This window comes from Streptomyces sp. NPDC048516 (genome assembly GCF_043199875.1).
Taxonomy (GTDB): Bacteria; Actinomycetota; Actinomycetes; order Streptomycetales; family Streptomycetaceae; genus Streptomyces.
In genome coordinates, this window is the sequence record NZ_JBICWS010000003.1 from 468,935 (window position 1) to 491,806 (window position 22,872).

A 22,872-nucleotide genomic window follows, 5' to 3' on the forward strand; every position below is an offset into this window, starting at 1 on the left:
AGTCTAGGGGACAAAAGGGCGCCGTACGGCAAGTTGACCGTACGGCGCCCCTTGGCAAAGCTCACACCTTGAGGTACTTGCGCAACGCGAAGAACGCGGCGAGCGCGGGCATCAGCAGCCCGATCAGGAGGACCAGCGGGAGGACCGCAGCCACCGAGTCCCAGCCGATGAAGTTGACCACCTGGATCTTCTTCGCCAGCCAGTTGTTGATGAGGGCGTACTTGCCGCCGACCAGCAGCACACAGGCGAAGGCCGCGCCCAGCAGCCCCGCGATGGCGGCCTCCAGGATGAACGGCATCTGGATATAGAAGCTGGACGCCCCCACCAGCCGCATGATCCCGGTCTCCCGCCGACGGCTGAACGCCGACACCCGGACGGTGTTGACGATCAGCATCAGCGCAACGACGAGCATCAGCGCCATGACGACTATCGCGGCGATGTTCATGCCGTTGAGGAGGTTGAACAGCGGCTCGACGGTGTCCCGTTGGTCCTGCACTTCCTGGACGCCGGGCCGTTCGGAGAACGCCGACTTGATGACGGCGTACTTCGTCGGGTCCTTGAGCTTGACGCGGAAGGACTCAGGAAGCTGGTCGGGCGTCACCACGCCCGCCACGGGCGTATCGCCGAACTGCTCCTTGTAGTGCTTGTAGGCCTGGTCGCTGGACTCGTACACCACCGGCTTCTGCACGATCGGCAGCCGGTCGAGCTCGGCCTTGATGTCGTTCTTCTGCTGCTGGGTGGCCGCACCCTTGGCGCAGTTGGTGCCGGTGTCGGCATCGTTCTTGTTGCAGAAGAAGATGGAGACGTTGACCTTGTCGTACCAGTAGCCCTTCATCGTGCTGACCTGGTCGCGCATCAGCAGCGAGGCGCCGAACAGGCCCAGCGAGAGGGCTACGGAGACGATGACGGCGAAGGTCATCGTGAGGTTTCGGCGGAGACCGACGCCGATCTCCGACAGGACGAACTGGGCGCGCATGGCGTCCTTTCAGTACTGGGGGCCGTACACGCTTAGTGCTGGTAGCCGTACACGCCGCGCGACTGGTCGCGTACGAGCCGGCCCTTTTCGAGTTCCATGACCCGCTTGCGCATCTGGTCGACGATCTGCTGGTCGTGGGTGGCCATGACCACCGTCGTACCGGTCCGGTTGATCCGGTCCAGCAGCTTCATGATGCCGACCGAGGTCTGCGGGTCGAGGTTGCCGGTGGGCTCGTCCGCGATGAGCAGCATCGGGCGGTTGACGAAGGCCCGGGCGATGGCGACGCGCTGCTGCTCACCACCGGAGAGCTCGCCGGGCATACGGTCCTCTTTGCCGCCGAGCCCGACGAGTTCGAGGACCTCGGGAACCGTCTTGCGGATCTGGCCGCGCGGCTTGCCGATCACCTCGAGGGCAAAGGCGACATTCTCCCCCACGGTCTTGTTGGGGAGCAGCCGGAAGTCCTGGAAGACCGTGCCCACCTGGCGCCGCATCTGCGGGACCTTCCAGTTGGAGAGCTTCCCGAGGTCCTTGCCGAGGACGTGCACATGGCCGTGGCTGGCGCGCTCCTCGCGCAGCAGCAGCCTCAGGAAGGTGGACTTACCGGAGCCCGAGGAGCCCACCAGGAAGACGAACTCGCCGCGCTCGATCTCGAGCGAGACGTCCCTGAGTGCAGGGCGGTTCTGCTTCGGGTAAGTCTTGGAGACGTTGTCGAATCGGATCACTGATGCACCACGGTCGACCTGAATAGGGGCACGGTTGCCGAGTTGCGGCTCCCGTCGGTGTGCGTGACCATACGCGAACCTCGCAGGGCGGCCCAGTCGGTGTAGGCGGTTGGTGCGCTTATTCACGGCGCCTAGGGGACAAAAGGCGCACAATTCTGCGGGGCGCGCCGTTTGGGCCATGAGCTGGCACAGTGGGAGAGGGAACCAATGCGCCTTCCGGTGCGTTGGTGCAGTGGAGAAGGAGGTCGCATGACGTACGACCGACTGGTGTGCGCCAACTGCGCGGCCCCTGTGAACGAGGGCCGCTGCCCCGTGTGCCGGGCCAGCAGAGAACGCCTTCAGCAGCAAGCGGGCGGTATCTTCGCCCAGCTCAGCCCGGTGATGCTGGTGGCGCTGATGATCGTGCTGATCGCGCTGGGTGTACTGCTCCACCAGGCCGTCTGAGACCGGGCCGCCCGACCACCCGTACGGGGCTTTCCCGCCGACCACCCGTACGGGGCTTTCTTACGGCCGTCACGCAAACGCCGAGGGGCCCGGAGCGCATCATGCGCCCCGGGCCCCTCCAGCTGTACCGCGTCAGCGTCAGGCCGCCGCGGCGCCGCCGCCGTTCTTGTTGATCAGACGGGGCAGCATACGGAAGCCGACACCGCCCGCGATCATCGTGGCGGCGCCGATCAGCAGGAAGGTGGTGCCGGAGGAACCGGTCTCCGCCAGCTCACCGCCCTTGGCCTGCTGCTTTGCCTGGCCGGGCGTGTCAGCGATCTGCTCCTTGCCCTGGCCGGGCTGCTCGATCGGCTTGGTGCCCTCGTTGTCGGTGCCGGTGCCGGTGCTGGAGTTGCCACCGGTGCTGGGACCGCCGGTACCACCGGTGGTCTCGTCGCCACCGGTCGTGCTGCCGGACTGACCGCCGGTGGTCTCGTCACCACCGGTCGTGCTGCCGGACTGGCCACCGGTGGTCTCGTCACCGCCCGTCGTGCTGCCGGACTGACCGCCGGTGGTCTCATCGCCACCGGTCGTGCTGCCGGACTGGCCACCGGTGGTCTCGTCGCCGCCCGTCGTGCTGCCGGACTGACCGCCGGTGGTCTCATCGCCGCCGGTGCCACCGGTGCTGTCGTCGCCGCCGATACCGCCGGTGCTGTCGTCGCCACCGATACCGCCGGTGCTGTCGTCGCCACCGATCTCGCCGCCGACCTGACCGCTGGAGTCGCCGCCGGTCGAGGAGTCACCACCGGAGGAGTCACCACCGGAGTCGCCGCCGCCGATGATCCCGCCGATAATGCCGCCGATGATGCCGCCGTCCTGGCCCGGGGCCTCACCCGGGCTGGCTGCGGAAGCGGCGCCGGCCGCGGTGAGCGACGCACCGGCCGCAATCACTGCGCCGGCCGCAATGCGCGCTACGCGCAGCCGCGTCTTCTTCGTCATGTACTGCTACCCCCAGTAGCTGAACTCGTCATGGGTGCACCGTTGCGCGGGGCGACGAGCCGATGTCGGGGTGCACGAGCTTCGGTCCCGCCCTGCGGCAGACCGCTCAATTCCCCGTTCCTACACGCGCCCCAGACATACGCATGCCGCGCTCAGCCTTCCCAGTTCGGCCATCATCGTCAAGGCCGAATAAAGTCCCGATGCCCGAATTGACAAGCAGTGGGCGGTACATGGACATACGACTGTGACCAAACCGCCACAGCAAAAACAACTGCCTCCCTGAAGGAGGCAGTTGTTTTACGTACGGAGTGCGGGGGTTCCGCTACTTCTCCTGCTGCTTGCGCCAGCGGATTCCGGCCTCCAGGAAGCCGTCGATGTCGCCGTCGAGCACCCCGGTGGGGTTGCCGACCTCGAACTCGGTCCGCAGGTCCTTGACCATCTGGTACGGGTGCAGGACGTAGGAACGCATCTGGTTGCCCCAGGAGTTGCCGCCGTCGCCCTTGAGCGCGTCCATCTTGGCCTGCTCCTCCTGGCGGCGGCGCTCCAGGAGCTTGGCCTGGAGGACGTTCATCGCGGTCGCCTTGTTCTGGATCTGCGAGCGCTCGTTCTGGCAGGAGACGACGATGCCGGTGGGGATGTGCGTCAGCCGGACCGCGGAGTCGGTGGTGTTGACGCCCTGACCGCCGGGACCGGAGGAGCGGTAGACGTCCACCCGCAGCTCGGACTCGTCGATCTCGATGTGGTCGGTCTGCTCGACGACGGGCAGCACCTCGACGCCGGCGAACGACGTCTGGCGGCGGCCCTGGTTGTCGAACGGCGAGATGCGCACCAGGCGGTGCGTGCCCTGCTCGACGGAGAGCGTGCCGTAGGCGTACGGGACCTGGACGGCGAAGGTGGTCGACTTGATGCCGGCCTCTTCCGCGTACGAGGTCTCGTAGAGCTCGGTCTTGTAGCCGTGCCGCTCGGCCCAGCGCAGATACATGCGCTGCAGCTTCTCGGCGAAATCGGCGGCGTCCACGCCACCGGCCTCGGCACGGATGTTGACCACCGCTTCACGGGAGTCGTACTCGCCGGACAGGAGGGTGCGGACCTCCAGCTCGTCGACCGCCTTGCGGACGGCGGTCAGCTCGGCCTCGGCCTCGGCCCTGGCGTCCTCGTCGCCCTCGGCCTCGGCGAGCTCGAAGAGCACCTCGACGTCGTCCACGCGGCCGCGCAGGTCCTCGGCCTTGCGCAGCTGGCCCTGGAGGTAGGACAGCCGACTGGTGATCTTCTGTGCGTTCTCCGGGTCGTCCCACAGGGACGGCGCCGCGGCCTGCTCCTCGAGCACGGCGACATCGGCCCTCATCTTGTCGAGGTCCAGGACGGCCTCGATCGACCCCATGGTCGAGGAGAGGGACTTCAGCTCTTCGGATACATCGACGACTGCCACGCACCCAGCCTAACGGCTGCCGCCGTCAGCGTGACCCGGCCCCGGCAGGTCGGACTGGCCGGAAACCGCGCGGGGCGGGTCCCCCGGCGTGCCGTCCGCCGTCCCGCGCACCGGGCGGTGGCGGGGGCGGGCGGCCGTCTCCGCAGGCCCGGTGGCCGTGCGCCGGGCCCGGTGGCCGCACGGCAGGGCCCGGTGCGCGGGACGGCGGGGCCGTCACGGGGTGCCGGGGTCCGGCTGCTGGACTCCCGGTGTGGCGTCCCCCGCCGTGTCGTCGCCCGACGCCAGCCAACCGCCCAGACCGGCCGCCACGACCACCGCGGCGGCGGCCGCGCCGAGCCTGATCCGGCGGCGGCGCACCGCGTCCGGCGACGAGCGGTGCCGGGCCGAGCCCGCCCGGCGTTCACCGGCGGCACGCGGGGCACGGGCGGTGCCGTGGGCGCCGCCGGCCAGCTCGTCCGGCCCGGGGACCCGCATGCTGGTGTGCGTCTCCCGGTTGGAGTCGGGGACCGCGCCCTGGACCAGCGGGACGGCGCCGCGCGGCGGGGTGGCCTCCCCCGGGTGCGGGGAGGGGTGGAACGGCTCCTCGCGGGAGGCGGCGCTCTCCTGCTCGTCCTCCGGCTGCTCCTCCTCCGGCTCGTCGATGTCCAGCGGCGGGATACCGGCCAGGCCGGGCAGCAGCTCGCGCAGCCGGGCGGCGAGCTCGGGGGCGCGCAGCCGGGAGGCCGGCGCCTTGGCCAGGCACTGCAGCAGCAGCTGCCACAGCTCGTCGGGGATGCCGGGCAGCGGCGCCACGCTCTCGGTCACATGGCGGCGCAGCACCGCCCCGGGGTGCCCGCCGCCGAACGGCGTGAACCCGGCCAGCAGCTCGTACAGGACCGTCGCCAGCGCATAGACGTCCACGGAGGCGCGCGGCGGAAGGCCTTCGATGATCTCCGGGGCGAGGTAGTCGGGGGTGCCGATGACCTTGGCCGACGAGCGGAGCGAGCCGGAGCTTCCCCCTGCCGGGGGCTGGGGGGTGCGGCGCGGCGAGTCGACGAGCCGGGCGATGCCGAAGTCGGTGAGCAGGGCCGGGTGCGCACCGCCGGGGCCGAGCGGCCCCTGCATGTCCAGCAGCACGTTCTCGGGCTTGACGTCGCGGTGCACGATCCGGGCGGCGTGCGCCGCGGCGAGCCCGTCGGCGACGTCGGCGGCGATCGCGACGGCGGCCTCCGGGGCCAGCCGGCGCTCGCGCTCCAGACGGGTGCGCAGATCGGTGCCCCGGACGAGGTCCATGACCAGCGCCAGGTCGTTGCCGTCGACGACGAGATCACGGACGCCGACGACATGCGGGTCCGCCAGGCTCAGCAGCGCCGCCCGCTCCTGTACGAAGCGGCCGACGAGTTCCTGGTCGGAGGCGAGATCCTCACGCAACAGCTTGATGGCCACGGCCCCTTCGGGGCCCTCGCCCAGCCATACCGTGCCGGCACTGCCGCGCCCCAGGATCTGGTGGGCGGTGTACCGGCTGCCGATCTTCCGTGCCAAGACTGCTCCGACGTGTCGGGCCCCCGAGCGTCCTGCGGGGGCTGAGGTTGGCGTCAAAGCTACGCGGGCGCCAGGGGGTTCCGTGCCCCGGAACGTGGCAACCTTCACTTCTGTGAGCGAAATTGACCGTCAGAAGTCGACAAATCCACTGGGTGGGTTCGCGGGCAGGCCGACGGGACCGTTCACGGCGCGATGCACGGCGCGATGCACAGGGCGGTCCGGCGCGTCGGAGGCGGAGGGACGGCGCGGGCCCGGCGCCGCCTGTGGAGAGGCGGGGCCGGGCCCGTAGTTGACCGTCCGGAACAGGTCCGGGGCGCCCGCGGCGGTGCGGCCGCGGGCGGACGGCGTCAGCCGCCGAGTTTCTGCACGAACCGCTGCACGCTGTGGAAGACGTGCCCGACCTGCGAGAAGAAGCCCCGCGTCGTGCCGATCCACTCCTGGAGCGGGGTCAGCTCCCAGACCAGCCAGGCCGCCACGAACAGCAGGATCAGCGTGAACAGGCAGCCCTTGAGGCAGCCCAGACCCGGGATCTTCATCGGGTTGGCGCTGCGCTGACGGGGCTCCCGCCGGGGCCGGGGCTCCGGCTCGGGCGGCCGCTGCGGCTCGTAGCGCTGCGGCGGCGGCTCCTGACGGCGCCGGGGGGCGGCCTGCGGCTGCTGCTGCTGGGCGTACGGCGCCGGAGCCGGCTGCTGACGGTACTGGGGCTGCTGCGGGCGCTGCGGCGGCTGCTGCTGGGGAGCGGCCTGGCGCTGCGGACGGCGGCGCAGCGGGTCCTCGGCCGGATCCAGATACTGCACCTGGGTCTGCTCGTTGCGGTCGCGCGCCGCCCGCATCTGGGATTCCCAGGGATGCGGGTTGTCGGGGTTCTGCGGTCCGCCGGCCGGTGCGCCCATGGGCATCGGCGGCATGGCGCGGGTCGGGTCGCCGCCCGGCCCGCCGGGGCCCTGACCGCCCGGGCCACCCGTGGACGGGAGCACGCTGGTCGCCGCGGCCGGGTCGTACGAACCGGCACCGGAGGGGAGCACCTGGGTGGGGTCGGCGTCGCCTCCGGCACCCTGGCTGCCGTCGGCGCCCGTTCCGGGAACGGTCGCGGGTGCGGGGTCAGGGGCGAGCAGCGCGGCGACCCCGAGTGCGGCCTCGGCGGCGGCCGGGGTGGCGTGCACCCCGATCCCGTCCGCCACGGTGCGCAGCGCCCGGGCGAGGTTCTCGGCGCCGGGCCGCTCCTCGGGGCGCTTGCTCAGACAGCGCTCGATCACCGTCCACAGCGGCTCGGGGAGCGTGCCGGGGCGGCGCGGCTCCTCGCTGAGGTGGCGGTGCAGCACCTCCAGGGCGGTCGACCCGGCGAACGGCGGGCGGCCGGTGACCAGCTCGTACAGCAGGATGCCGGCGCCGTAGACGTCCACGGCGGAGGTCTGCGGGCGGCCCTCGGCGGACTCCGGCGCCACATAGGCGGGGGTACCGACGAATTCGTGGGTGCGGGTCAGGCCCGGGGAGTCGGCGAGGCGGGCGATGCCGAAGTCGGTCAGCATCGGGTGCATCTCGCCGCTGCCGTCCGACCCGGCGAGCAGGACGTTGGCGGGCTTGAGGTCGCGGTGCACCACACCGTCGGCGTGGCTGGCGGCCAGCGCGTCGGCGATCTGGGCGGTGAGCAGTGCGGCGGCCACCGGGCTGAAGGGGCCGCTGTCGCGCAGATAGCGGTGCAGGTCGGGGCCGTCGACCAGGTCCATGACCAGGGCGAGCAGATCACCCTCGACGACGAGGTCGCGGGTGCGGACGATGTTGGGGTGGGTGAGGCGCAGCAGGACGGAGCGCTCCCGCAGGAAGCGCATCACCACGTCCGGGTCGTGCGCCAGCTCCTCCTTGAGGACCTTGATCGCGACCGTCTCGCCGGGCTCTCCTGCCACGGCGGCCTCGGCGCCCGCCGTCTCCCGCTGGCGGGCACGCCAGACGGTGCCCGTGGCGCCGCGTCCCAGCGGCTCCTCGAGCAGGTACTTGCTGCCTACCGGCCGCACGTCATGCGCTCCCTGGTCGTGGTGGTTCTCTTGCCCGGCCCGCCGGGTCAGTTGATCAACTCCGCTGATCCACTCCGCGCGGCCCGTCCGGCCCACTGTAATGCCGTCCTACAAACTTTTCGGTCCGGCGGCCCGGAACGGGCTTGTGGGAAAGACGCAGTGGGGGAACGGATGGTTGCCTGCCGCGTGCGGCTGGTACCCGGCACCGCCCGCGGCATTCCGCCCAGGACCGTTCCGAAGTGTTCCGAGCTGACCACGGCGGTCGAAATCCGGCCGGGCACGGCACGCAAGCAGTCACTTTTTCGCCCTTAGAAGACCAATCAAGATCACTGAATGGCGGTCGGCGGGCGTGTTGTCAGCGGCAGGTGCGAGGATGCACCCAGCACGATGCGGTGGGGGCGCGCGGTCTTTGTCGCGACGTGCACTTGGGACTTGTACGTGCCGACGTGCCCGGGTGCGGTGGGGGGAGTGAGCGGTCCCCGGCGGATCCCGGCAGAAGGGACCGTTGACGGCGATGCAGATCCGGCTGACCGTCCTCGGGCCGCGCAGCGGCCACACCACACGGACCTGCGACGTGCTCGTGACGGCCCCCGCCGGGACCGCGCTGGCGGCGGTGGCGGGCGCGCTCGCGGCCTCCGTGGCGGGCTCGGGTGCGGATGTCGGCGGTCCGGGCGGCGGCAGCGGTCCCGTCGTGCTCTACGCCGGGCCCGAACGGCTCGATCCACAGCGCGCGGCGCTCGGCGAGCCGCCCTTGATCGACGGCGCGGTGCTCTCCCTCCAGGGCCCGGGCCCCGCTCCGGCACACGGCCTGCCGCACGGCTCCGCCCGCCTGCGCATCGTCTCCGGCCCCGATGCCGGCGGGGTGCATCTGCTGCACGGCGGCCAGATCCGCATCGGCCGCTCGGCCGACGCCGACGTCCCCCTCGACGACCCCGATGTCTCCCGGCTGCACTGCGCCGTGACGGTCGAGCCGGACGGCGCGGTGTACGTGGCGGATCTGCACTCCACGAACGGCACCGTCGTGGACGGCACCGACCTCGGCGAACGGCCCGCGCCGCTGCCGCCCGGCGCCCTGCTGCGCATCGGGGAATCCGCCCTGCGCCTGCAGTCCGCGCCCAGCGTCCCGGACCCCGCCCTGCCGACCGCCCCGGACGGCGAGGGGCATCTGCGGATCGCCCCGGGCACGGCCGGTGCGCGCCCGGACGCGGCAGCGGCAGCGGCAGAGGCGGGCCGGACGGAGCGCCACGGGGCGTACGGGGCATACGGGGCGTCACCGGGCCCGCGAGGAGCCACGTCCGCCGCGGAGGGGGCGTACACGGGAGCCGGCACCCACGCCCGGGTGACCGATGACGCGGCCGCTCCCGTACCGGCCCCCGCCACCGCGCCGGCCCCGGACCCGGCGGGGCGGCGGGACACCCCCCTGCGCGGCACCCCGACCCGGTACGCCACCCCGTCCGGCGTCGCCGCGGCTCCCGTCCCGGGCGCCTCCACGGGCCATGTCTACGACCGCACCACCGGTACAGGACCGGCGGACGGCTTCGGCCCCGGCGTCCGGGAGCGCGGCGACGCCTTTCGGGCCGGCGACGCCTTTCCGGCCGGTGCGCAGGACCGGACGCACGGCGGCCGGCAGTCTTTGGCGCCGGAGTCTTCGGCACCGGCCGATGCGGGGGGCCGGGCCGATGAGGGATCCCGTAAGGGCGGCGGGCGGCGGGGAGGCATCGGCGCCTGGGCGCGGCGGCTGGCGGGCGGCCGGCCCGCCGTGGAGCGACCGGATGACGCCTTCGCACCGGAGTACGAACCGGCCGGCGCCTCCAGGGCGGCCTTCGCGGGCACCGCCGAGGGCGCCCCGGCGCCGGAAGCGCTCTCCGGGCCGGCCGCCGACGAGCGCTGGCCGGATGCCGCCGCAGTCCTGCTCACCGCGCTCGGCCCGGGGCCCCGGCTCTGGGAGCGCGGCCCGGACCACCCCGACGCACTGACCGTCCGGCTGGGGACCGCCGCCCGGCACGGCGGCCGGGCCGCCGTGCCCGTCACCGTCGATCTGCGCCGGGCGGGCTCCCTCGGTCTCGCCGGGCCGCGGGCGCGGCTGACCGGGCTGGCCCGCAGCGTCCTCGCCCAGCTCACGGCCCTGCACTCCCCCGGCGCCCTGGAAATCGTGCTGATCAGCGCGGACCGGGCGCGTCCGGCCGAGGAGCGGGTGGCGGACTGGTCCTGGCTCGGCTGGCTGCCGCAGGTCCGCCCGGACCGCGGCCAGGACTGCCGGCTGCTGCTGGCGTACGACAAGGAACAGGCCGCGGCCCGTACGTCCGAGCTGGTGCGCCGGCTCGACGACAGCCCGCTGGGCCGGGGCTGGGCGGACGCCGAGCGGGCGGAGACCGCCTCCGCCGCCGCCCGCCACCCGGGCCCGTACACCCTCGTGGTCGTCGACGGCGACCCCGGCACCTCCGCGCTGCGCGAGACCACCGCCCGGCTCGCCGCGGGCGGCCCGGCGGCCGGTATCCACCTCCTGTGCCTGGCCGAGACCCCGGCCGCCTCCCCCGCCTTTCCGCTGGCCGCGACGTACGAAGCGGCCCGGGCGGCGTCGCCCGCCTTCGGCGAGTGCGGGGCGGTGGCGGTGCTCAGCGGCGATGTCGCCACGGCGCTGCGCGTCGTCCAGCCCGGCTCCGGGCCCAACGGCACGGTCGCGACGGTGGACGCGGTCTCCGGCGCCTGGGCCGAGCGGTTCGCACGGGCGCTGGCGCCACTGCGCGAGAGCGATACGACGGCCGCGTCCGGCGGCCGGACGGCGCCTCGTGCGGCCGTCCCGCTGCCCGACTCGGCACGGCTGCTGGACGAGTTGGGGCTGGCCCGCGCCACCCCGGCGTCCCTGATGGCCCGTTGGGCCGCCGCGCTGGACACCGACCGCCCCGGCGCCGCCGCGGTGCTCGGTGCCGGGCCGCACGGCCCGCTCTGCGCCGACCTCGCCACCGACAGCACCCACCTCGTCGTGGAGGGCGCGGCGGCCACCGGCAAGACCGAACTGCTGCGCTCGCTGGCCGCCTCGCTGGCGGCCGCCGACCGCCCGGATCTGCTGTCGCTGGTGCTGGTGGACGGCGGCGGCAGCGAGCGCGGTGAGGGGCTGCGGGTCTGTACGGACCTGCCGCATGTCACGACCTACCTCGCCGCCTCGGACCCGGTCCGGATGCGGGAGTTCGCCCAGGCGCTGTCCTCCGAACTGAAGCGGCGGACGGACATACTGGCCGGCACCCCGTTCGCCGAGTGGCGCGCCAAGCATCTGCCGGCCCCCCGGATCGTCGCCCCGCGACGATCGGCCGAAAGCGGCAGCACTGAGCGCGAGAGCCGTGAGAGCCGTGAGGGCCGCGGCAGTCGCGAGAGCAGCCGCGAGAGCCGTGATTACGGAGAGCAGGAACTAACTACTCTCCGTAATCGTTGCCATGAGAGAGGAACGGACGGCGGCACAGCGGCGGACCCGTCGACGACCGGAACCCTCCGCCTGCGCGCCCGCAGCACACCGCCCGCCCCCGGCCCGGCAGCCACGGAAGGCGGCACCGGCGCGGCCGCGCCGATGCCCCGGCTCTTCGTGCTCGTCGACGACTTCGATGCGCTGGTGGCCCCGGCGCTGGGCAGCACCGGCCGCCCGGCCGCCGGCTCCGTGGTGCGTGCCCTGGAGGCGGTGGCCCGGGAGGGGGCGGAGCTCGGGGTCCACCTGATAGCCGCCACCGGCCATCCCGACCGTACGGCGGAGACCACGACCAGCGAACGGGCCGGTCTGCGGGTCCGGTTGGGCGCCTCCGGCGATCCGTCCGAGCCGGTGCCCACGGGCCGCGGACGGCTGCACCGCGCGGCGGACGGCTCCTCGACACCGTTCCAGGCGGGCCGGGTCACCGGCCGGATACCCCGGACCTCCACCCTCCGGCCGACGGTCGTACCGCTGGAGTGGCAGCGGATGGGCGACCCGCCGGCCCGGCGCCCGCTGCGCGAGCTGGGCAACGGCCCGACGGACCTGGCCCTGCTGGCCAGCGCACTGCAGCGGGCCGCCCAGTCCTCGGGCGCGGCATCGGCTCCGCCGCTGTTGTGAAGCGGGTGGGCTGAGAGGTGTGAAGACAGCGTGGTGAGCCCCGCGCTCTGCCCATAACAGCCGCGTCACGAAAGGCCAGTTGACGGGGAAGGCGGTATTGCGGAGCCGGTGGTCAGGGCGTAGGACTGTCGCACACCGCACGGCACGACGTACACCTGCAGAGCACCAGGCATACCGCAGAGCACAACGAGGCGCAGCGCGACCAGCACCAGCACCAGCACCAGCACGGCACGAGGCGAACGGCACGGTTGGGACGCCGCGGCACGGCAGGGCACGGCTCCCTTTGCACCCGGCACGGCAGGCGCGGCGACAAGGGGCTACGGGGATGCGCAGACGACTCGGACGACTCGACCGCACGGCTGTACGCGCCACGACCGCGGTGGCGGTGGGCACGGCGCTCGCCCTGACGCTGGCCGGGTGCGGCAGCGGCAGCGGCGGCGGCACGAAGGACAACGGCAGCGGTGGCAGCAAGGGCGGCAGCACCGCCCCCACCGTGCGACTTCCTCAGCTCAAGGGCCAGAAGCTGCAGGTCACCGCGGTCTGGACGGGTCCCGAGCGGGAGAACTTCGTCAAGGTGCTGGACGAGTTCGAAAAGCGCACCGGCGCCACGGTCGACTTCGTGCCCAGCGGCGACGACATGGCCGGCTTCATCGGCTCCAAGATCGCCGGTGGCGGACCGCCGGACATCGCGATGCTCCAGCAGGTCGGCGTGCTGGGCGAGTTCGCCGGGAAGGGCTGGCTCAAGCCGCTCGGCGCGACCGCCAAGGCGCAGCTCGCCAAGAACTACAGCAAGGGCTGGCAGGATCTCGGCACGCACAAGGGCACGCCGTACGGCGTCTACTTCAAGGCCAGCAACAAGTCGCTGGTCTGGTACAACGCCAAGGCGTTCGACAACGCGGGCACCCAGGAGCCGAAGACCTGGCAGGACTTCCTCAAGACGGCGCAGACCCTCTCCGAGTCGGGCGTCGAGCCGGTCTCGGTGGGCGGTGCGGACGGCTGGACGCTGACCGACTGGTTCGAGAACATCTACCTCTCCCAGGCGGGGCCCGGGAAGTACGACCAGCTCGCGCAGCACAAGATCAAGTGGACCGATGCCTCCGTCAAGCAGGCGCTGACCACGCTCGGACAGCTCTTCGGCCGTAAGGACCTGCTCGCGGGCGGCAACTCCGGTGCGCTGCAGACGGACTTCCCGACGTCGGTGACCCAGACCTTCAGCGGCGACACCCCGAAGGCCGCGATGGTCTCCTCGGCCGACTTCGCCGCCGCCAGCATCACCCAGACGAAGGCCAAGGTCGGCACGGACGCCAAGGTCTTCCCGTTCCCGGCGGTGGGCGCCAAGTCACCGGTGGTGACCGGGGGCGATGTGGCGGTGGCCCTCAAGGACGGCAAGGCCGCACAGGCGCTGCTGACGTTCCTGGCGTCGACGGATGCCGCCAAGATCTGGGCGCAGGCGGGCGGGTTCATCTCGCCCAACAAGGAGCTCGACCAGGCGGCGTACGCCGACGGTGTGATGCGCCGGATCGCCGAGGCGCTGATCGCGGCGGGCGACGACTTCCGCTTCGACATGTCCGACCAGGCGCCCGCCTCCTTCGGCGGCAAGCCGGGCCAGGGCGAGTGGAAGGACCTGCAGGACTTCCTGAAGAGCCCCAAGGACATCGCGGGCACCCAGGCTCAGCTGGAGAAGGACGCCGCGAAGTCGTTCGGGCGCTGAGCCGTACGCGACGTCGCTCGGACGCCGGGGACGTAGGCGATGGCGTTCGGGCACTGAGTCCGTACGCGACGTCGTTCGAGCAAGAGCAACTGAGTCCGCACGCGGTGTCGTTCGGGTGCTGAGTGCCTGTCGACGGCCGCCGAGCACCGACCACCGACCACCTCGACCGGGACCGGGGGGACCGCCACGATGAGCGCCGTAGAGGCCGGCAAGGCCAGTGACAGTGGCGAAGGCGGCCGGGGCAGCGGCGAAAGCGGCCGACGCAGCGGTGGCAAGCGCCCCGGCGGCGGGGGCAAGCGCGCGGGCGGCGGGAGCAAGCGCGCGGGCGGCGGGAGCAAGCGCGCGGGCGGCGGGGGCAAGCGCGCGGGCGGCGGCGTTCTGGGGGCCCGTCCGTGGGCGGCCGCGGTGTTTCTGTTGCCGGCCCTGCTGCTGCTCGGTGCGCTGGTCGTCTACCCGGTCGTCTTCTCCGTCTACCGCAGCCTGTTCGACGCGTCCGGCACCGGTTTTGTGGGGCTGGGCAACTACGGCGCGATGTTCTCCGACGACGGCATCCGTACCGCGCTGCGGAACAACGTCGTCTGGGTCGTGGTGGCGCCGACGGTCTCGACGGTGCTGGGGCTGATCTTTGCGGTGCTGACCGAGCGGATCCGCTGGGGCACCGCCTTCAAGCTGATCGTGTTCATGCCGATGGCGATCTCGATGCTGGCGGCGGGCATCATCTTCCGGCTGGTCTACGACCAGGATCCGGAGCGCGGAGTCGCCAACGCGGTGTGGGTCGGCATCCATGACACGTTCTCCGAGCCGGCCCCGTTCCCCGGCGCCAAACCGCGGCCGCGGTCCGGTCTCGCGCCGTCCGGGGGCGGTGCGTTCACCACGCGCTCGGCCGTGCGGGCGATGTCACCGGTGAATCTGCCGCTGGTCGCCGTCCAGCCGGGTGATCTGCGCGGGGCCCGGGCCGCGGCCGCCGCCGGGCCCCGTCCCGGCAAGGTCACCGGCACCGTGTGGCTGGACTTCACCCGCGGTGGCGGCGGCCGCCCCGGCGTCATCGACGGCAACGAGAAGGCGCTGGCCGGGCTGACGGTCGAGGCGGTCAAGGGCGGCCGGGTGGTCGCCTCGGCGACGACGGCGGCCGACGGCACCTATGCGCTGCCCGCGGACCGTGCCGAGGGCGCCCGGCTCCGGCTGCCCGCGGCCAATTTCGCCGAGGCCTACCACGGTGTCGACTGGCTCGGCCCGGCGCTGGTCACCCCGGCCGTCATCGGCTCGTACGTCTGGATGTGGGCCGGTTTCGCGATGGTGCTGATCGCGGCGGGGCTGGCGGGTGTCCCGCGTGAGCTGCTGGAGGCGGCGCGGGTGGACGGCGCGGGCGAGTGGCAGGTCTTCCGCCGGATCACGGTGCCGCTGCTGGCGCCGGTCCTGGTCGTCGTGCTGGTCACCCTCATGATCAATGTGCTGAAGATCTTCGACCTGGTGTACATCATCGCCCCGGGCTCCAGCATCCGGTCCGCGAACGTCCTGGCGCTCCAGCTCTTCCAGTCCTCGTTCGGTACGGATGTCGACGAGGGCCTGGGCAGCGCGATCGCCGTCTTCCTGCTGCTGCTCGTGCTGCCGGTGATGTACGTCAATCTCCGGCGCATACGGAAGGAGCGTCGCCGATGACGACCGTGGACGGTGCCGGACCGGACGGGGCCGCCGGGCCGGGCGGGGGTGCCGGGGCGGCCGGTGCCGTACGGGCTGCGCGGGCCGGGCGGGCCGGGCGGGCCGGGCGGGCCGGGCAGCCGCTCGTGGCCCGGATCGCGGCGCGGACCGGCGGTGGCGCGATGCGGATCTTCCTGGTCCTGGTGGCGCTGTTCTGGCTGATGCCGTCGGTGGGGCTGCTGCTGTCCTCGCTGCGCAGTCCGCAGCGGATCGCCGAGTCCGGCTGGTGGCAGGTCTTCAGCAAGCCGGCCCAGATCACCTGGGACAACTACAGCCAGTTGCTGGCCAATGACAAGGTGATGGGTTCGCTGCTGACCACGGCGGCGATCACCGTGCCGGCGACGGTGCTGGTCGTCGTCATCGGCTCGCTGGCGGGTTACGCGTTCGCCTGGATGGACTTCCCCGGCCGGGACGGCTGGTTCATGGTCGTCGTCGGGCTGCTGGTGGTGCCCGTGCAGGTGGCGCTGATCCCGGTGGCCAAGCTGTTCGGTGCGGTCGGGCTGTTCGAGACGACGGCCGGGGTGATCCTCTTCCACACGGCCTTCGGGCTGCCGTTCGCGGTGTTCCTGCTGCGGAACTTCTTTGCCGAGATCCCGCGCGAGCTCCTGGAGGCGGCCCGGCTGGACGGGGCGGGCGAGCTGCGGCTGTTCACCCGCGTGGTGCTGCCGCTGGGCGGCCCGGCGATCGCCTCGCTGGGGATCTTCCAGTTCCTGTGGGTGTGGAACGACATGCTGATCGCCCTGATCTTCGCGGACAGCGGCCATCCGCCGATCACGGTCGCGCTGCAGCAGGAGGTGCGGCAGTTCGGCAGCAACATCGATGTGCTGGCGCCCGGCGCGTTCCTGTCCATGGTGGTGCCGCTGATCGTCTTCTTCGCCTTCCAGCGCCAGTTCGTCTCCGGTGTGATGGCCGGCGCGGTGAAGTGAGCTCCGCACGACGTCCTGCCGGTGCCCGGCCGCACGCCATCTCCCGTTCATTTTCCTGCGCCTACGATGACGTCGCTGCCGTGCCATGCATGGCGCGGCGGTGCGTATGGCGGGCGGTCACACGTGGTGTGCCGGCGCGACAGGGTGCGGCGGTGCGACAGGGTGCCGCCATGAAGACGCCCGGGTGCCGCCCGCGCGTCTCTCGTGTCGAGCGAGGGCACTGAGGTCCCCGCGAGGCCGCGCCCGTGCGCAGCGGCCATGACGCCGGGCACGCCCAAAACCGAATGGACCGCGCAGGTCCGGACAACTGCAGACGTACCTCCGCACACCTCTACACCCGATACGGCCACACGCCCATACCGCTGCCATACGCCCATATCGCCGCTATACGCACATACCGCCATACCGCCATACCGCCATACCGCCACATCCACGGCAGACAGCGCCGGTACATACCGCACGCACTCCCTCACACACGTGTCGTACTCAGCCCTACGTTCCCGACCGTCTGGAGACGGACCGCACATGACTGCCCCCCTCGCAGACCAGAGTGCCGAACAACTCCCGCGCCCCACCCGGCTGTCCGAGGTCAAAGGCTGGTTCTTCACCGCCGACCAGCTGCTCTTCGACTGGTTCCTGGCGCACCAGCAGGACCGTTCCGAGCCGGGTGACCTGCTCGAACTGGGCGCGTATATGGGCAAGAGCGCCATCTTCCTCGGTGCGCGGCTGCGCCCGGACGAGCGCTTCACGGTCTGCGACCTCTTCGACTCCCCCGCCGAGGACGCCTCCAACTCCAAGGAGATGAGGAAGTCCTATGCGACGCTGACCCGCCGCGCCTTCGAGGCCAACTACCTCGCCTTCCACGACGAGTTGCCCACCATCGTCCAGGGGCTCAGCTCGCTGGTCAGCGACCACGTCGACGAGGGCTCGGTGCGCTTCGCCCATATCGACGCCTCGCATCTGTACGAGCATGTGCACGGCGACATCCTCGCGGTGCGCAAACTGCTCACCGCCCACGGCATCGTGGTGATGGACGACTACCGCGCCGAACACTGCCCCGGGGTGGCCGCCGCCACCTGGCAGGCCGTCGCGAACGAGGGGCTGCGCCCCGTCTGCATCACCGGCACCAAGTTCTACGGGACCTGGGGCGACCCGGAGCCGCTGCAGAAGGCGCTGCTGGAGTGGATCGCGTCCCGCGGCGACATCTGGCACGAGGTGCAGTACGTCAACGGTGCCCCGCTGGTCCGGCTGAGCGCCAAGGGCGCCAGGGAGCCCGGCCATCCGGCCTCCCGGTACACGTCCGCGGCCCGCGCCGCGCAGCCGCCCGCGACGCAGTCGCCGAAGGCCTCCGCGGCCCGCCCGGCCCCGCGCCGGCCGGGTCCGGCACGCAGCACGGTGCGCCGGGTGGCCCTCGACGTGCTGCCGCCGGTCATCACCCGCGCCCTGATGAGGGCCCGCACGCGGGCCCGTACGCGCTAGGAGCCCGGACGCGGTACCGGGCCCGTACTCGCCGGCGGGCGTACGGGGCCGGTACGTGCCGGAGGACGTACGGGGCCGGTACGCGCCGACGGGCCCTGGGACAGACCCTCGCCAGGCCGGCGGCAAACCCTGGCGGGGGCCCCTACCGGGACACCTGCCCCACCAGCACGAACACATTGGACCGCAGCAGCATCCCGGCCGGGCGCGGCAGCGGATGGGAGTAGGTACGCCGTACGGTCAGGCCCGCGGACTCGGCGAAGGCGCGCAGCAGGGCGAAGTCGGTGAAGCGCACCGGGGTGGGCCCGGCCCGGTGCCCGGCCTCCTGCGCGGTGATCAGCAGTACTCCGCCGCCCGGGCGTACGTACCGGACGTAGGCCCGCAGCAGCCCCTCGACCTGCTCGTCGTCCAGATGCTCCAGGACGTTCGCGGTCAGCAGCGCGTCGAAGGCGCCCGGCCGGGCGTGCGGGCTCGCCAGGAAGGTGTCGGCCGTATAGGCGGTCAGCCCGCGTTCGCGGCAGCGCGCCACGGACCGCGGATCGTGGTCCACTCCGACGCTGCCGGGCGCGCAGCCGGCGAGCGTGTCGCCGAGCCCGCAGCCGATCTCCAGTACCCGGCCGCTGCCGATCCGCCGCAGCTGACTGCGGTACGGGGACCGGGCGGGCAGCAGCCGTGCCGGGCCGCTGCGCCCCCGGTCGGCCGGCAGCCGCGCGGTGGAGGCGGACGGGGCGGTGCCCGTGGGACGCGTGGGCCGGGCGGTCCGGGTGTCGCTGCCGGGCGGCCCGGCGTCGGGGCTGTCGGTGGCGGCGGAGCTGTCGGTTCTGCCGGGCATCGGGACGCGGTCACCTTCCCTGGGGAACACGGCGCGCAAAACGCCGTGAAGCTGTGCAACGGGTCTACGGCATCGGACGCGGCCGGGCGTTACGGCGCGCCGAATGCGCGCGCCGCGCGTCATCCTGCACGGGGACGCGCGGCCCCGCGCACACGGACACCGGGCGGGGTCTCTCACCCTTTCAGCGCAGATCCGGTGACCGTGCCGCCGCGGGCGAGTTGAACGGACCGGTCTTGTGCATTCGCCAGTCCGGAAAGGCTTGGTCCGCGTATGAAGCCTCGGCTCACCGTCGTCGTCCCGGTCCATCGCATCGAGGGGTCCGAGCGGAATGTGGAGGAGTGCCTGGAGTCGGTCGCGGCCCAGACGCTGACCGATCTGGATGTGGTGATGGTGGACGACGGCCCGCCCGCGGACGCGGGCGGGGACGCCGCCGCACGGGGCGGGCCCGCCGCTCCCGCCCGCCGTTTCGCCGAGCGGGACCCGCGCTTCCGGATCGTGCACCACCCCGGGGGCCCTCCGGCCCCGGGCTGCGGCGCGCTCCGCAACGCCGGTGCCCGGCACGCCTATCCGCACACCGGCTATCTGGCCTTCCTCGACGCCGGCGACGTACTGCTGCCGCGCGCGTACGAGGATCTCGTCGGCCTGCTGGACCGGTCCGGCGCGGACCTGGCGACCGGCAATGTTTACCGGCTCGGTGCGGCCGGCCGCAGCCAGTCGGCACGTCATCCGGCCACCCGCGCCACCGCACTGCGCACCCGCCTCCGCGACGACCTGACCCTGCTGTCCGACGACTTCGCCCGCAACAAGGTCTTCCGCCGCACCTTCTGGGACAAGCATCAATTCTCCTTTCCCGAGGGGGAGTTGTGCTATGACGCGGCGGTGACGCTGCCCGCGCTCTTCCTGGCAGAGGCGGTCGACGTCCTGCGGGAGCACGTGTGTTACTGGCGGCTGCCGGAAGGGCCCGACCGCCACCTGAGGCCCGATGCCCGGGGCGTACGGGACCGGTTCGCTGCGGTGGCCGGCATCCGGCGCTTCCTCGCCGACCCGGCCCGCGCCCGGCTGCGTGCCTATCAGCGCGACTACGACCGTGCGCAGCTCACCGACGGGCTGCTCGATCTGGTCGATGCGCTGCCGGCGGCCGCGCCGGAGTGCCGGACCGCGTTCCTCGACTGCGCCCGTGACTTCCTCTCCGGTGTCGATCCGCGGCTGTTCCCCTCGCTCCCCGTCGGGCTGCGGATGCGCTGGTATCTGATCCGCGCCGGGCGGCTGGCCGATCTGCTCACCCTGCTCACCCATGAGGCCCGCAACCCGGCCGGGTTCGCCGTCGCGGGGCCGCCGCTGCGCAAGCGTGCGGTGCTGCCGCTGACCCCGCCGCTGGAGCTGCCGCCGGGGGTGACCCGGCTGGACCGCGCCGACTTTCCCGTACGGGCCCGGGTCAGGGAGGCGGAGTGGCGCGGCGGTGTGCTGGTGCTGCGTGGCTACGCCTATATCCGGAATCTGGACGCGGCGACCCGGCACAGCTACCTCAGGACGGCGGTGCTGTCGTGCGGGCGGCGCCGGATCCTGCTGCCGCTCCGGCCGGTGGCGATGCCGGAGGCGACCGCCGAGTCCGGCCAGGAGCTGCACTGTTACGACTGGTCGGGCTTCGAGCTGCGGCTCGATCCGGCCCGGCTGCGCAGGGGCGGGCGCTGGGAGGAGAGCGACTGGTCGGTGGGGTTGCTGCTGGCGTCGGCGGGGGTGGTGCGGACCGCGGCGCTGCACGCCGCCGAGACCGGCTCCGGCGCCGCCCCGTGCGCCCGTGAACTGCCCGGGGACGGCACGGGCGCCGTGCGGATCACGCCTTGGTACCCGGACGGGCGGCTGCGGCTGTCGGTGGGCCGTCCGGCCCGTCGGCTGACCGGTCACCGTGCGGCGGCGGCCGGCGCCCTGGACCTGACGGTCTCCACACCGGGCCCGCCGCCCGCCGCCCTGCGGCTGACCCACCAGGGCACCGGCACGGTGGTGTCGTTCCCGGTGGAAGCCGAGCCTCCGGCGGAAGCGGGACCGGGACCGGGACCGGGGCAGGCGAACGAGGCGCCTCGCGCCGCCACCCGGGTCGCGCCCCTCACCGCACCCCGCACCGCCTCCCCGCCCCTCACCTTCCGTATCCGTCTCGACGCCCTGGCCGCCGCCCGGCCCCCGCGGGACGGTGCGCCGCGGGCGATCCCGCCGGCCCACACCGAGAGCTGGGCGGCCGAGGTGGTGCTGCCCGACGGCGGCACCGACCCGATCGCCTGCGACCCGGGGCTGGCGCCGGTCGCCCATCCGCTGCCCCACGGCCGCGAGCTGGTCGTGGCGGCCGGTCCGGCCGGGAACCTGGTCCTGCACGACCGGACCCCGCAGCCGTACCTGGACCGGGCGATGTGGCGTACGGACGGCACCCTGCTGGTGGCGGGCGGGCTGCCGGACGCCGCGCCGCACGCCACCGAGCTGGTCCTCAAGCACGGGGCGCACGCCGCCGAGGTGGCCTTCCCCACCATCCACGACGAGGGCCGGTTCCACGCCGCGCTGCCGCTCGGCGCGCTGCCCTCGCTGGCCGGCCCGCTGCCGCTGCGCGAGGGCCGCTGGACGCTGCACCTGCGCGAGCAGGGCGCGCCCGGCTCCGCGCTGGACGCCCCGGTCCGCGCTCTGCCGTCTCTCCTGGACGGGCTGCCGGCGGCCCGTACGGTCCGCGGCAAGCCGCTCACCCTCGACCGGCACCGGCACGACGAAGCGCTCGTGGTGGCGGGCCCTGCGCTGCCCGCCACCGACCGCGGCCCCTACCGCCGCCGGGTGCTGCGCGAGCAGCACTATGCGCTGCACCGTTCCCGTCCGCTGCGCGACACCGTCCTCTACAGCAGCTTCGGCGGGCGGGCGTACGGGGATTCCCCGCGGGCGGTGCACGAGGAGCTGGTGCGCCGGGGCATGGACGTGGAGCATCTGTGGGCGGTGCGCGATGCGCAGACCGCGGTGCCGGAGACGGCCCGTGCGGTGCTGGTGGGCAGCGCCGAGTGGCACGGGGCGCTGGCGCACAGCCGCTGGGTGGTCACCAACACGCATCTGCCCCGGTGGTTCACCCGGCGCGGCGGGCAGCGCATCATCCAGACCTGGCACGGCACCCCGCTCAAGCGGATCGGTGCCGACCTGGCCGGGACGCTGTGCGCGGGGCTGGCGCATCTGGCGCCGCGGCCGCGGGTCAGCCGGCAGTGGAGCGTGCTGCTGTCGCCGAACGCGCACAGCACCCCGGTGCTGCGCTCCGCGCTCGGCTACTCCGGGCGGCTGCTGGAGACCGGGCTGCCGCGCACCGATGCCTTCTTCGCCGCCGACCGTGATCTCAGGGCGGCCGCGGTCCGCGAGCGCCTGGGCATCGAGCCGGGGCGGAAAGTGGTGCTTTACGCGCCGACCCCGCGCGACGATCTGGCCTACGACGCCGGCCACCACCGGCTGCATCTGCCGCTCGATCTGGACCTGGCGCGGCGGGAGCTGGCGGATGACCATGTGCTGCTGGTGCGCTCCCATCCGCTGGTCGCCGACCGGCTGCCCGCCCACCACGCGCCGTTCGCCCTCGACGTGTCCGCGCACCCGGACGCCACGGAACTGCTGCTGGCCGCGGATGTCCTGGTCACCGACTACTCGTCGCTGGCCGCCGACTTCGCCAACACCGGACGCCCGATGCTCTTTCTGACGCCGGATCTGCCGCACTACCGCGACACCCTGCGCGGCTTCACCCTCGACTTCGAGGCCCGGGTGCCGGGTCCGCTGCTCAGCTCGACCGGTGAACTGGTCGACGCGCTGGGTGACTTGGAGGAGATCGCCGCCGCGGGGGCGGATGCGTACGCTGACTTCCGGGAAGCGTTCTGTCACCGGGACGACGGGGGCGCGGCCGGCCGGGTCGCGGACCTGATGGAGCGGTGACCGGGGCCGGTCCGTCGCGAGGTGATGGCGTGCGGATCAACATCGTGCGGCACTCGCGTCGTTACAGCATGTGCAGGCGCCCTTACGGGTCTGCACACCCCCGGGCCCCGGCTCCCGTCCGTAAGAAGACGGCAAGAGG

14 protein-coding genes are annotated in these 22,872 nt (G+C 72.9%); 7 read left to right on the forward strand and 7 right to left on the reverse strand.

What is annotated here, in order from left to right; translation table 11 throughout:
• Window positions 1-61: 61 nt before the first annotated feature.
• Together ftsX and ftsE are read right to left on the reverse strand one after the other, a co-directional pair.
• The gene (ftsX, locus tag ACGFR7_RS09270; RefSeq protein WP_088797900.1) at window positions 62-976 is read right to left on the reverse strand and encodes a permease-like cell division protein FtsX; all 915 of its coding nucleotides are present in this window, start codon (window positions 974-976) and stop codon (window positions 62-64) included.
• 32 nt (window positions 977-1,008) lie between these two features.
• The gene (gene ftsE / locus ACGFR7_RS09275; protein WP_018091242.1) at window positions 1,009-1,698 is read right to left on the reverse strand and encodes a cell division ATP-binding protein FtsE; all 690 of its coding nucleotides are present in this window, start codon (window positions 1,696-1,698) and stop codon (window positions 1,009-1,011) included.
• Between the two features lie 249 nt (window positions 1,699-1,947).
• Here ftsE and ACGFR7_RS09280 point away from each other — a divergent pair, with 249 nt between their 5' ends.
• A complete protein-coding gene (locus ACGFR7_RS09280) occupies window positions 1,948-2,142 on the forward strand; it encodes a hypothetical protein (RefSeq protein ID WP_393315210.1) in 195 nt (64 codons plus the stop codon).
• Between the two features lie 138 nt (window positions 2,143-2,280).
• On the opposite strand, the gene ACGFR7_RS09285 is transcribed toward ACGFR7_RS09280, so the two are convergent.
• From ACGFR7_RS09285 to ACGFR7_RS09300, 4 genes are all read right to left on the reverse strand, one after another.
• Window positions 2,281-3,120, reverse strand: coding sequence for a hypothetical protein (locus tag ACGFR7_RS09285; protein ID WP_393315213.1), 840 nt, complete (start codon window positions 3,118-3,120; stop codon window positions 2,281-2,283).
• Window positions 3,121-3,442: 322 nt separating this feature from the next.
• A complete protein-coding gene (prfB, locus tag ACGFR7_RS09290; protein WP_393315216.1) occupies window positions 3,443-4,549 on the reverse strand; it encodes a peptide chain release factor 2 in 1,107 nt (368 codons plus the stop codon).
• 213 nt (window positions 4,550-4,762) lie between these two features.
• Window positions 4,763-6,070: a serine/threonine-protein kinase gene (locus tag ACGFR7_RS09295; protein ID WP_393315219.1), complete on the reverse strand. Its 1,308-nt coding sequence runs from the start codon at window positions 6,068-6,070 to the stop codon at window positions 4,763-4,765.
• Between the two features lie 347 nt (window positions 6,071-6,417).
• Window positions 6,418-8,082, reverse strand: coding sequence for a serine/threonine-protein kinase (locus ACGFR7_RS09300; RefSeq protein WP_393315222.1), 1,665 nt, complete (start codon window positions 8,080-8,082; stop codon window positions 6,418-6,420).
• Window positions 8,083-8,596: 514 nt separating this feature from the next.
• Between ACGFR7_RS09300 and ACGFR7_RS09305 the strand changes: the two genes are divergently transcribed.
• The 5 genes from ACGFR7_RS09305 (at window position 8,597) to ACGFR7_RS09325 (ending at window position 17,971) form a co-directional block, all read left to right on the forward strand.
• On the forward strand, window positions 8,597-12,157 hold the full coding sequence (locus ACGFR7_RS09305) for an FHA domain-containing protein (RefSeq protein WP_393315378.1): 3,561 nt from the start codon (window positions 8,597-8,599) through the stop codon (window positions 12,155-12,157).
• Window positions 12,158-12,482: 325 nt separating this feature from the next.
• Window positions 12,483-13,868, forward strand: a complete 1,386-nt coding sequence (locus ACGFR7_RS09310; protein ID WP_393315225.1) for an ABC transporter substrate-binding protein — start codon at window positions 12,483-12,485, stop codon at window positions 13,866-13,868.
• Between the two features lie 405 nt (window positions 13,869-14,273).
• On the forward strand, window positions 14,274-15,527 hold the full coding sequence (locus ACGFR7_RS09315) for a carbohydrate ABC transporter permease (RefSeq protein ID WP_393315381.1): 1,254 nt from the start codon (window positions 14,274-14,276) through the stop codon (window positions 15,525-15,527).
• Window positions 15,524-16,492: a carbohydrate ABC transporter permease gene (locus ACGFR7_RS09320; RefSeq protein ID WP_393315228.1), complete on the forward strand. Its 969-nt coding sequence runs from the start codon at window positions 15,524-15,526 to the stop codon at window positions 16,490-16,492. Before ACGFR7_RS09315 ends, ACGFR7_RS09320 begins: the two co-directional genes overlap by 4 nt.
• A 525-nt stretch (window positions 16,493-17,017) precedes the next feature.
• Complete coding sequence (locus ACGFR7_RS09325) at window positions 17,018-17,971, forward strand: class I SAM-dependent methyltransferase (RefSeq protein ID WP_393315231.1); 954 nt, start codon at window positions 17,018-17,020, stop codon at window positions 17,969-17,971.
• A 142-nt stretch (window positions 17,972-18,113) separates the two neighbouring features.
• Here ACGFR7_RS09325 and ACGFR7_RS09330 read toward each other — a convergent pair whose 3' ends face one another.
• Window positions 18,114-18,800 carry a class I SAM-dependent methyltransferase gene (locus ACGFR7_RS09330; protein WP_393315234.1) on the reverse strand — a complete coding sequence of 229 codons (687 nt, stop codon included), beginning with the start codon at window positions 18,798-18,800 and terminating at the stop codon, window positions 18,114-18,116.
• A 270-nt stretch (window positions 18,801-19,070) separates the two neighbouring features.
• On the opposite strand from ACGFR7_RS09330, the gene ACGFR7_RS09335 reads away from it, so the two are divergent.
• Window positions 19,071-22,733, forward strand: coding sequence for a CDP-glycerol glycerophosphotransferase family protein (locus ACGFR7_RS09335; RefSeq protein ID WP_393315237.1), 3,663 nt, complete (start codon window positions 19,071-19,073; stop codon window positions 22,731-22,733).
• The last annotated feature ends 139 nt before the right edge of the window (window positions 22,734-22,872 follow it).